The sequence below is a fragment of the Streptomyces sp. NPDC001070 genome (genome assembly GCF_053598835.1).
The window spans coordinates 20452-31185 of the sequence record NZ_JBSFLB010000059.1 but is presented as its reverse complement, the minus strand read 5'-3'; the positions used below and the strand labels follow the sequence as shown (position 1 = coordinate 31185).

12 protein-coding genes are annotated in these 10734 nt (G+C 70.7%); 4 read left to right on the top strand and 8 right to left on the bottom strand.

What is annotated here, in order from left to right; all coding sequences use genetic code 11:
- Positions 1–720 precede the first annotated feature (720 nt).
- From tatC to ACWDAS_RS39830, 6 genes are all read right to left on the bottom strand, one after another.
- Positions 721–1668 (bottom strand): twin-arginine translocase subunit TatC, encoded by a 948-nt coding sequence (gene tatC / locus ACWDAS_RS39855; RefSeq protein WP_450400699.1) that lies wholly within the window; start codon positions 1666–1668, stop codon positions 721–723.
- A 363-nt stretch (positions 1669–2031) separates the two neighbouring features.
- Positions 2032–2307, bottom strand: coding sequence for a Sec-independent protein translocase subunit TatA (gene tatA / locus ACWDAS_RS39850; RefSeq protein WP_450400701.1), 276 nt, complete (start codon positions 2305–2307; stop codon positions 2032–2034).
- 1006 nt (positions 2308–3313) lie between these two features.
- Positions 3314–3736, bottom strand: a complete 423-nt coding sequence (locus ACWDAS_RS39845) for a hypothetical protein (RefSeq protein WP_450400697.1) — start codon at positions 3734–3736, stop codon at positions 3314–3316.
- Between the two features lie 232 nt (positions 3737–3968).
- Complete coding sequence (locus ACWDAS_RS39840; protein ID WP_450400695.1) at positions 3969–4397, bottom strand: ATP-binding protein; 429 nt, start codon at positions 4395–4397, stop codon at positions 3969–3971.
- A 542-nt stretch (positions 4398–4939) separates the two neighbouring features.
- Entirely contained in the window at positions 4940–5725 is a 786-nt protein-coding gene (locus ACWDAS_RS39835) for a zf-HC2 domain-containing protein (protein ID WP_450400693.1), read from the bottom strand.
- A 90-nt stretch (positions 5726–5815) separates the two neighbouring features.
- Positions 5816–6268 carry a sigma factor gene (locus ACWDAS_RS39830; protein WP_450400691.1) on the bottom strand — a complete coding sequence of 151 codons (453 nt, stop codon included), beginning with the start codon at positions 6266–6268 and terminating at the stop codon, positions 5816–5818.
- A gap of 869 nt (positions 6269–7137) precedes the next feature.
- Between ACWDAS_RS39830 and ACWDAS_RS39825 the strand changes: the two genes are divergently transcribed.
- From ACWDAS_RS39825 to ACWDAS_RS39810, 4 genes are all read left to right on the top strand, one after another.
- On the top strand, positions 7138–7428 hold the full coding sequence (locus ACWDAS_RS39825) for a plastocyanin/azurin family copper-binding protein (protein ID WP_450400689.1): 291 nt from the start codon (positions 7138–7140) through the stop codon (positions 7426–7428).
- A 119-nt stretch (positions 7429–7547) separates the two neighbouring features.
- Positions 7548–8426, top strand: a complete 879-nt coding sequence (locus ACWDAS_RS39820) for a metallophosphoesterase family protein (RefSeq protein WP_450400687.1) — start codon at positions 7548–7550, stop codon at positions 8424–8426.
- Positions 8423–8878 carry a hypothetical protein gene (locus ACWDAS_RS39815; protein ID WP_450400685.1) on the top strand — a complete coding sequence of 152 codons (456 nt, stop codon included), beginning with the start codon at positions 8423–8425 and terminating at the stop codon, positions 8876–8878. The genes ACWDAS_RS39820 and ACWDAS_RS39815 overlap by 4 nt, the downstream gene beginning before the upstream one ends.
- A gap of 67 nt (positions 8879–8945) precedes the next feature.
- The gene (locus ACWDAS_RS39810; RefSeq protein WP_450400684.1) at positions 8946–9236 is read left to right on the top strand and encodes a hypothetical protein; all 291 of its coding nucleotides are present in this window, start codon (positions 8946–8948) and stop codon (positions 9234–9236) included.
- Between the two features lie 110 nt (positions 9237–9346).
- Here ACWDAS_RS39810 and ACWDAS_RS39805 read toward each other — a convergent pair whose 3' ends face one another.
- Both ACWDAS_RS39805 and ACWDAS_RS39800 read right to left on the bottom strand, forming a co-directional pair.
- Entirely contained in the window at positions 9347–9517 is a 171-nt protein-coding gene (locus ACWDAS_RS39805; protein WP_450400682.1) for a hypothetical protein, read from the bottom strand.
- A gap of 423 nt (positions 9518–9940) precedes the next feature.
- Positions 9941–10732, bottom strand: coding sequence for a zf-HC2 domain-containing protein (locus ACWDAS_RS39800; RefSeq protein WP_450400680.1), 792 nt, complete (start codon positions 10730–10732; stop codon positions 9941–9943).
- Positions 10733–10734: the final 2 nt, after the last annotated feature.

Genomic DNA, 10734 nt, shown 5'->3' with positions numbered 1-10734 from the left:
CCAACTGCCCGATCAACTGGTCATCCAGCAGGTCCGCCGACAGCTCGACCGGCCGAACCTCTTCAACCGCCTCGATGGAGGCAGTCACGTCGCTCATCAGGTGTTCTTCCTTGATCGGGAGTTACACCGTTCTTTTCACAGTCCCGCGAACCACAGCAAAAGGGACACCGCCACGGGTCGGGTACCTGCAGCAGCGAGCCCAGTCCCGCGCCACGGAACTGGGCCCGTTCGCGTTCCCCCAGAGGCTGTGAAGTCTCAGACCGTTGAGTTCGGCGTTGCCAGCGCCGGGTACAGCAGGGCTGCCGATCGCGCCCCTGCCCAAGTGTGGGCTGCGAGGGGACGCCAGACGCTGCGCGCAGGGTTTCGGACTGGTGAGCGATGGCCGGGTGCATCGCCGACACCGTCTAGTAGAGAATCGGCCTGTCACAGCGGCGGTGCCGGGTTCAGTGTGCGGGGTTGCGGGCCGTACCGGAGCGCGCTGACGTACGGACCGGTGAACGACGATCGGCCGTGTGTGACCAGTTTCCTGGAAGGGTGTCTGCCGCGGGTTGCAGGTTGAAGGAAGTCGGCGCGGGAGTGTCTGTCGCGGTCTGGCCTCGGTACCGGCACGCCCTCTTGCCCTGGCCTTGACCTGTCCCGGCCTGGATTTACCGCCGTCTGATGGGCAGCGCCTTTGCAGGTCATCGCGCCGGTCGTCGATCGTGCTGAAGGTCCCTGGGGTCATGTCGTGTCACGGTCGGAGCGGTCGTCGTCGGTGTCGGGCTGTGCGGGTGGGGTCTGGTTGGCGGGTACTGGTTCCACCTGGCCGATGTCCTGTGGTGTGAGGTCGAGGTCGCAGGGTTCGTGGTCGCTGGGTTCTGCTGCCTGTTTTCGGGCTTTGCGGCGGTCGTTGAGAAGCGAGAAGACAGCGGCGGCGAAGTAGAGCACCCAGATCGGCGCGGCCAGCGCCAGCATGGTGAGGGGGTCGGTGCTGGGTGTCGCCACGGCCGAGAAGGCTGTGATTCCCATGGTCATGCTGCGCCACCAGCCGGTTATCCGCCGGCCGGACAGTGCTCCGGTGAGGTTCAGCATCACCAGCAGCAGTGGCATTTCGAAGGAGAGGCCGAAGACGACCGCCATGCGGGTGACGAGGTCGAGGAGATCGTCCAGTGGTAGCAGGTTGTCCACTGCGTGCGGGGTGAAGTCGATCAGTACTTTCGCGGTGGTGGGCAGTACCTTGTAGGCGAAGAAGGCGCCGCCGTAGAACAGCGGGACGCCCGCGCCGACGAATGCGTAGGCGTATCTGCGCTCGTGCTTGTGCAGGCCGGGGGCGACGAACGCCCACAGCTGGTACAGCCATGCCGGCGAGGCCAGCACGACGCCGGCCATGAGGGACACCTTCAGCGTCAGGGTGAAGGGCGCGAGCAGGCCGTTGATCGTGATCCGCGCGCAGGTGGTGTGTGCGGTCCGCTTGGCCAGGTCGGCGAAGGACGTCGGGCAGCCGACCGAGTCCAGTACCGGTTTGGTGGAGAAGTTGATGATGCCCTTGTAGTGGAAGGCCGCGGCGATCGTGAGGACCAGGATGGCAAGGAGGGCCTTGACGAGGCGGTTGCGGATCTCCCGAAGGTGCTCCGCGAGCGGCATCCGCCGCTCGGGATCCTTTTTCTTGTTGCGGGCCGGTGGGGGCACGCCATGTCCTCATCTCGTGCGGCGGACCGGGGAGTGCCGGCCCTGCGTCAGTACGGCTTGCCGTGGCGCCGGTTGTGGCCGGTGGCGCGTTCAGGGGGCGGTGGGTGCGGGTCGGTACCGCTTACCGTGGTCTGATCTGTCCTGCCTGGCCCGGGGGTGGGCGGCTCACGAGGGTCCTTTGGCCGTCGGCTGTCACGCGCCGGGCTCGGGCCGGGAAACATCGCTGTTTTGGCCCGGGCGCGGGCCGAGACCGCGGTCAGCGGTGCGGGCGGCCCGGCAGCGCGTGAGGTGAGCCGGCGGGCCAGGCTTCGGGCGGCGTCTGGTGCGGGGATGAGGCAGGGGCGCGTACGGCCGGGCTCGGTCTCAGCGGTTGGTCGTGTTGTCCGCTGGCGCGGTGCGGGTGGTGGTGGTGTCTTCGGGGGCGTCCGGGATGGTGCGTGGTCCCGGTGCGGGTTCAGGCTCGGGGCGTGGCTTGTTTGGGGCGCCGTCGTCGTTCATGGCCTTGGTCTCGCTTTTGAGGATGCGCATGGACTTGCCGAGCGCCCGGGCGGTGTCGGGTAGTTTCTTCGAGCCGAAGATCAAGACCACCGCCGCGACCAGGATCAGCAGGTGCCAGGGTTCCAGTGCGTTGCGGAACATCGTCACACCACCCCTTCGAACGCGTCGGCCTTCATGCCTGCCTCGGCGATCGGTGCCGCTTGTTCGTGCGAGGCGGTGGTGGGGACGGGGGCGTCCGCGGCGCGTCGTGTCGTGCTGCCCCGGGCATGGCCCCGGCGCTGTGCGGGCGGGCGCAGGGCGCCGGTTGCTGCCCGAGGAAGCGTCCGGCTTGCGACCGGGTCGTGCGGAAGGCTGACGCCGCGGGAGGCCCGCACCTTCGGCCGCGGAGGACGGCCTGCTGCCGTGGGCGGGCGTGTCCGGTACGGTTGCCCGTCCGCCGGTGGGGTGAGGAGTTTCCTTTCGGTGTCCGGGCAGTGCTCGGCCGGGGCATCACGCTGCTGGACGCGGTCGATGTCCACGGCCCGGCAGGGCTGTGCACCCGCGGATGGCCGGCACTGGTCGTCGCGGAAGGCGGTCCGCAGGAGGTGGCCGGGCAGACCGGCGTCCGTGCCCGCGCCGGCGGTCTTGTGCGCGGGCGCCTGGGAGGAGGTTTCCCGGTGCACTGGGCACGGGGGATTCACCGGTGTCCGCCGCCCGCGCCATCGGGAGATTCCCACGGCGTCGTCCGGCCGGGCCTGGTCAGTGAATTCGTCGCCCGTCGCCGGCGCAACGGCAGGGCGCCGGACCGCAGGCGGGCTTGTGGCGTGGCGCAGTTCGCCGCCTGTGACCTGCGTGGCCGCTGGCGCCGGCTGCCCGGCCCGTGGAGTGTGCGGGGGCGTTTGGGCCGGATGGAGGCCCGCCTGCTGCCTCTGGGAGCACCTGCGTTCGGGCACCGGGAACAGCCGGTGCGTCTTGGTGTTCGGCCGCGGGGCGTTCATCGGCTTTTTCTGGTGTGAGTGTTCCTGTCGCCGGGTGGCGCGATGTTCACGCGTGGCGGCCGGGCGGGGGAGTCGGGGCGAGTGGAGTCGGCCGGCTGTTGCGGGGGTGTGCCGGGTGCCGGTGTATGTGGCGGTCATGTGTCTTTCTTCCTGTCGGGTCGGTGTCGAATTCAGGTTCCGGGGCGCCCGGCGGCTGTCCAGGCGGCGTACTCCTGGCGGACGTAGAAGCGGCGGCTGGGGGCGGGCGTGGTCGCGTCGGGGTGGTGCGGGCCGGCCACGAGGTGGGGATGGCGGCGGTCGTGCAGGAGGAGTTGTTCGGCGGTTTGCGCGGCTGCTGCCAGGGGGCCGGGGCGGGGGTCGTTCAGGGCCATGCGGTCCATGAGGGCGGCCCGGCGTAGCAGCCGGGCCCGTTCGGCGGCCGTCGCGTCGAGCGGGGGGCCGGTGACGGGCCGTGCTTGGCGGCCGTCGCGTTCGGCCTCGAGAGCGAGTACGTGGTGCATCTCGCGGTGCAGATCGGGCGCATTGGTGTACGCCTCGCGCGCAGGCGCGGCGCCGATGTCCTCATGGCTGTTCGAGGTGATGTCCACGGTCACCACTGCTCCGGTACGCACGGGCCGGCGCCGCAGCGCCCAGAGGGCACCCTGTCGTGGTCGGGGCCGCGGTGACCGAGGGCCGGTGGATGCGCCGCGGACCGCGAGGGAACCCGGGCCGGGTCTGGGCGGCCGTCGACGGGGCAGGGCCCCTGGGTCGCACAGGCCCACGCGCGGGGTCGTCGGGCAACCCGGCGCCGCAGCCCGCGCGCAACGCACGGAACGCCCGGGCCGGTCATGCCGGACACCTCAGGCAGGCGCGGACCTCGCGGCCGCTGCGCGTGTGGTGGACCTCGGTCGACTGGGCGAGGTCTTGGACGATGCCGGTGCCGCGGCCGTGTTCGTCGGGGGCGATGTCGCGACGGGGGCGCTGCACGGTCATGCCGGAGTCGGTGACCACGATGTGAAGAGTGCCGTGGTCCAGGACGAGCACCAAGGTCATGCGCTCGCGGCCGTACTGGGCGGCGTTGGTGGCGAGTTCGTCGACGATGAGAACGGCGGAGTCCCGCTCGGTTGTGGGCACGCTCCAGGTCTGGAGCAGATCGGCCGCGAAGTGACGGGCGGCGGAGACGTGCGCCTCCTGCGCGGGCAGGGTGAGCAGCGCCTGGTGGCGGCAGGGTTGGTCGGGCAGCGGACTCGGGCGGGGCGAATCGGTCACAAACATGGTCTTCTGGCTCTTCCGTGGAGGTGCGGAGCTCGGAACGGGGGAGACCGCCGGCAACGTCGGGGCGGCCGGTGGGCCGGTGGGCCGGTCCTCAAAGGGGCGCGCTCATTGAGTTCCACGGACGGCGCATGCCCACCGGTTCGAACCATTCGCACCTTTTGCTCGATTTCTTGTGGGTCACGTCAGTACGGTGGCCTGGCTGGGCCCCGTGCGCCGGTGCCGGAGCTTGATCGATGCCGTACCCGGCCGGGCAGGACAGTGGTGGCTCGGTCCCCTCGCGTGATCGTCGGCGCACTTCACGCATCAAGCCGGCCCCAGACCGGGCCGGTTCGCGGGAGCCGACGGTCAGGAGGGTGCGTGCCCGGCTCCCGGGAGGTCCCGGCCCAAGGTGGCCGGTCCGTCACGCCGAAGCCGCGTGACGGGAGCGAGCCACGGCCCGGCGCCCGAGCCGCTGAACTGCCCCGGTGCCGGCACGGTCCCCCCGATGGCAGGTGGTGCGGGCGAAGCAGCGGCACGGCGTGATGGCGGCGGTCGTCAATGCCTCACGCTCGGATGGTGACCAGCTTGTGACCGTTGCCTGCGAGCATCTCGAAGTGCTCGATGGCTCCCGGGGGCATGGCAACCGCCCCTGGGATCGTGGTGCCGGGAGGGTAGTGGCCTGCCCGCCAGGTGGCGCTGTCCGTCCTGGCGCCGCCGAGCCCCACCGCCTGCAGCCGGCAGGTGATGCCGGCGGGCGCGCCCTTGGCGGAGACCTTGAGGACACTGCCCCAGGCGGAGGGGTAGACCTTCACCGTGGCCGAGACGCCGGTGGTGGGATCGCTTCCGGAGAACGTGCGCCAGGCAGCCGGCGCGGTCGGCCCGGGCGGCGTCGCCTGACTGCTCGGGGATCCGGTAGCCGCCAGCCATGTGCCGCCGGCCGCTGCCGCGATGAACGTCAGACAGGCGGCGGCGCCGGCCAGTTGCAGACGCCAGGTCCTGCGGCGCCGGGCTGCGGCCTGCCCCAGGAGCCTGTCCAGGGCACCCGCCTGTGGTGCCGGCGTTGCCGGCGCCACAGGCCGTGCGGGCGAAGGGCCCTGCGTGCTCTTGGCTGCCCGTGCCACCAGCCGGTCGGCCGGCTCCCCGTCCGCCGCCGGCGCCGTCCGGCCCGCGGCCTCGGCCACGCTGACCGTCGCGAGCAGCGCGGACAGTCCCGACAGTCGGATGTGTTCGGCCCGGCACTCGTCGCATTCGGTGAGGTGGACGCGCGCCTGTTCCCTTTCTGCCGGGGGCAGTGTGCCCAGGACGTATCCGCCCAGCGCCAGCCGGAGGGCGTGGTGCTTCGCACTCATGGTCGCCACCTCCTGCACACCACGGTCATGGCTCGATCCCCCCGCTCCTCGAGCGCCGGCCGCAGGGTGTGGCGGGGTACGTCCGTGACGTCACGGTGCCGGCGCGCTGCCCGGCACCCGTGCGGCCACCATCATGGTCCGGCCCCGGTAGTGGGTCTGCGGCAGCACCGCGCGGTGGTCCGGGGCCGGCGTCCGCACGGCGTCGGCCACCACCCGGCTCTGCAGTGCCTGCTCGGTCTTGTCCTCGCCCGGTGCCGTCTGGGCGGCTTGCTTCGGTACGTCGCCGCGGGCCTTGGCAGGCCTGGCCTGCCGGGCCCGGTGCGCGTCGATGACCGGATGCCGGGCGACTATACACAGCCATGCCAGGGCCGGGCCGCGTGCGGGATCGCATGCGGCGGGATGCTGCCACGCCCGCAGCAGTGGCTCCTGCACCCCGTCCTTGGCCCATTGCCGATCTCCTGAGGTCGCTCGCAGCACGTAGTGAAACAGGGGCCCTGCGTGCTCCGCGTACCGGGTGCGCAGCAGTTCCTCATCCGCGGCCAAAAGAGTCCCTTTACCAAAGACACGGCGCGCGGAGCGATCCGGATCGGTCTTCAGGTCACGTTTTCAGAACTCCGCGACATAAGCCGATCACCGCGCATATACACAGATTTTTTCTGTAACGCACAGACAGGCGCAGACGGCACTCTGTGAGCGCCGCGGGAGGTGCGTCAGCGGCTGGTCTGGCGACATCACCGGGACCATTCGTGCACAGCGCCCGGGCCGGCCGGCCGATCTGCGGCGATGCCAGAAAACTTCACAAAAGTGCAGATATGTCGAACCGTATGGCCCTCGTCGTCCGTGGAGCCGGGCAGAAGCCGGCTTTCACGCAGTTCCTCATCGATGCCCCACGTGCCAAAGGACGGATCGCAGGCGACCGAGACGCACCCCGCGACGCATGTGTTCCTGGCGCCGCGCTCGCCGTGCCCTCGTCGCACATCGAAGTCGGCGCCACCGTGTGGCCTCGGCCCGTACCCGGCGCACGCCACGGCGACGGCTCTGCGCGGCGCTGGACGCGTGCAGCGGTCGGGACAGGCCATGAACACGACCTCCACCACACATCCCCGCGCCTGCCGTCGCAGCCGCCCCCGTCTCCACCTGACCAGTCAGGAACCACCACCATGCATCTGAACTTCCGCACACCGGACCGGGGATCACGCGTTGCGGCCGGGCTGGCCGTCGCCACCATCGCCGCCGTTGGCGCGCTTGGGCTCCTCAGCTCATGCGCTCAGTCGCCGCATACCTCGTCCTTTGGAGCCGGCGCCCTCACACCCGGTCCGGGGCAGCACCAAACGGCCGGGATGCCCGGTGCCACAGGGCCAGGGAAAGCGGCGGGTACCCCTCCCGGGGCCTCGCCGATGCCCAGCATGAGCATGCCCACGAGTCACTCGAGCGCGGCCGCGCCGGTGACCGGGAACGCCGTTGCGATCAAGAACTTCGCATTCTCCCCGGGCACGTTGAAGGTGAAGGCGGGCACGACGGTGACCTGGACCAACCAGGACACCGACGCCCACACCGTCACCAGCACCGCAAAGGGGGGCCCGTTGCGGTCCGCCGCCCTGGCCACCCACGCCACCTACAGCTACACGTTCACCAAACCCGGCACCTACGCCTACCTGTGCACCATCCATCCGTTCATGACCGCCACCGTGGAGGTGACCTGATGACCGACTACTACGACAGTCACGGCGCAGCGCCGGACCACGATGCCGGCCGGTCAGGTACCGAACACGGTATGACCCGTCGTCAACTCATGCGTCATGCAGGGTGGTTCGGTGGGGCGGTGATACTGACCGTGGCCGGTGGAGAGGTGATCAGCCACATCGCCGACGCCCGGGACACCAACGCCGGGGCCGGTGCCGGTGCCGCCGCGGGAAGCGGCGCGCTGCGGTTCGTGCAGGTCTCCGACAGCCATATCGGGTTCCAGGGTCCTGCGAACATGGACGTGGCCGGCTCATTCACCGAAGCGATCCACCAGGTCAACTCGCTCGGATTCAGGCCTGACTTCGTCATGCACAGCGGTGATCTGACCCACCTGTCCACGACCGGGCAGTTCGACCAGGTCAAGCAGATGATGGCCGCGATGAAGACAGACCGTGTCTTCACCGTGCCGGGCGAGCACGACTCCATCGGCGATGCGGGCCGCGCCTACCGGCGGACCTTCGGCATGGGCACGCTCGGCGACGGCTGGTACAGCTTCGACACCCACGGCGTGCACTTCATCGCCCTGGTCAACACCTTGAGCCTGGAAAAGCTCGGCCACCTCGGCAACGAGCAGATCGACTTCGTCCGCAAGGACGTCGCCGGACTGTCGTCGGACACCCCCATCGTGGTCTTCAGCCACATCCCGCTGTTCGCGATGTACCTGCAGTGGGGCTGGAGCACCGACGACGCCCTCAAGGTCATCGCCCTCCTGCGCCGCTTTTCCTCCGTCACCTGTCTCAACGGGCACGTCCACCAGCTGTTCACCAAGACAGAGGGCAACATCACCTTCCACTGCGCCACCACCACCGCCTACCCCCTGCCCAAGCCGGGCCGTGCCCCCGCCCCCACCCCGCAGGTCGTCCCCGCCCGGCAGCTCAAGGACGCACTGGGCATCCGCAGCGTCGGCTACCACCAAGGCGACCGCGAACTGGCCATCAAGGATCAGAGGCTGGCATGAACACCCGAAGACTGCCCATCCCCGTCCTGCGGTGGGCGACCGCCGCAACCCTCGCCGCCGGCGGATACATCCACGCCCAGCTCTACCTCGACGAGTACCGCTTCATCCACGTCATCGGCCCCCTGTTCCTCCTCCAGGCCGGCGCTTCCTTCGCCCTCGCCGCCCTGCTGCTGTGGGGGACGCCACCCCTGCTGCTGAGGGCCGCCGCGGCAGGCGTCGCGCTCGGGGCCCTCGGCGGTTTCGCCGCCTCGCGCACCGTAGGCGTGTTCGGATTCACCGAGCGCGGTCTGCAGCCCGCACCACAGGCCCTCCTCAGCCTCCTCGCCGAAACCGCAACGCTGCTGCTCCTGGCGACCTGGCAGATGACGGTGGCCGCACAACACCGCGCTGCCCGACCACCCCTCACGCCACCGATCCGGAACCGGGCCACCACCGGCACATCACCGGACTGAACCAACACGGCGCCACCCGCCGTCCACGCCACCTGCCACTCTTCCCGGAACCAAGGGGGTTTCTCCCATGCACCTGGAACCACGCCCAGGAATCGCCTGGCCGAGTCCGCACCTGCGCGAACTGAGGGACGCTGTCCGCGTCCTGCTCGGCCTGGACGACGACACCGCCGTCATGATCCGCCAATTCGGCTGTGGTGAACCCGGCTACCCACCGTGGGAAACCGTCGTCGAGGTGCTGCCCATGGACGGCGGGGTCCACCGCTGGACACTCCGCCGCCCCGCCGACGAGATCACCGAGCACGACTTGGCCACCGCTTTCGGGTCGGCTCCGGCCGAGCAGGGACGACGGCGCTGGTGATGTCCTGCCGGCCGCGCGCGGTCGCGGGGCATGCCCAGGGCCCACCCCGCAGAGGCCGGGTTCTCCAAGGGGCCTCGATGCGTGGGTGGGCAGCAACGGTCCGTGCCGGCTCAGGTGGCGGGCCGGGGTAGGGTCTGCAGCCGGGCGAAGGCGGCCGCCAGGTCGTGGTGCCAGGGCCAGGTGGCGGCGATCCGCAGGTGCAGGCGGCGGGCGCCGTGGGTGACACGGGCGGCGGCGTGCAGGAGCCGGTAGGGGAGATCCTTCGGCCGGGCAATGGCCAACTGGCCGCCTGGCAGGAATGTCCGGGTCCGGGAAAGGAGGCCGGCAGGTGCCGGGGACAAGCGCCCCCGGAGCAGACGACCGAGCCCCTGCGCGCGATGGCCGAAGGCCACGCCGTCCCTCGCCCCCGCCAGCTTCCTGGACCAGCCCGCCCGAGAAGGCACGTTCGGCATCGCCGAGCACACACCGGTCCGAGGTGCTGCGCCTTGTCACCCAGTCGGCTCTCCGACGCGGACACAGCCGTCGCGTCGCACATGACCGACAGGCGCCGTCAAAGGCCGTGCCTTCCAGATACGTGCAAGGCCCGGAACCGCCCACCGCGCCGAGGCCCGCACACATGCCCCTGCCGTGCGGGCGCCGGCGCGATACGAGAGCTGATGGCGGACCATCACTGCCGGCCACGAGGTACGAGCCGGGGTGAGGCCTCACGCCGAGATGGTGAGAAGCTTCTGGCCGCTGCCGGCGTAGATGGCGAAGTGACTGATCGTTTCCGGGGACATGGGTACCGTCCCGGAAATCCTGGCGCCGCCCGGGTACTCGCCGGCCTGCCAGGTGGCGGCGGTCGCTGTGGTGCCCGTGACCCCGACCGCTTGCAGCCTGCACGTGATCCCGGGGGGCGCTCCCTTGGCCGAGACCTGCACGGCACTGCCCCAGGCGGCGGGCGAGACCTTCACCGAGGCGGACACGCCGGTGGTGGGGTCGGTCCCGGAAAAAGTGCGGACCGGGGCCGGTGACGTCGGTGCAGGCTGCGCCACCTGGCCGCTGGTGGACGCGATGGTGGCCAGCCACGTGCCGCCCGACGCTGCCGCCGCGATGAGCGCCGTGGCCGCGGCGACCCCGCCCAGCTGCCTGCGCCAGGCGGTACGACGCCGGGACGCGGCCTGCTGGAGCAACCGGTCGACCCGGCCTCGTTCGGGCCGCGGGGTGCCCGGTACGGCAGCGGTTGCAAGCTGCGGCTGTGCGCTTGCGGCGGCCCGCTGTACGAGCCGGTCGGCCAGTTCCTCGCTTGCTGCGGGCGCGGCCGCGGCCTCGGCTTCGGCCACGCTGACCGTCGCGAGCAGCGCGGGCAATCCCGCCAGCTCGGCATGCTCGGCGCGGCACTCGTCGCATTCCGCGAGGTGGGCGCGCACCTGCTCCGTCTCCGCCGGGGACAGTGTTCCCAGTACGTACCCGCCCAGCAAGAACCGGACGGCGTCACGGCCGCCATTCATGGTCATGG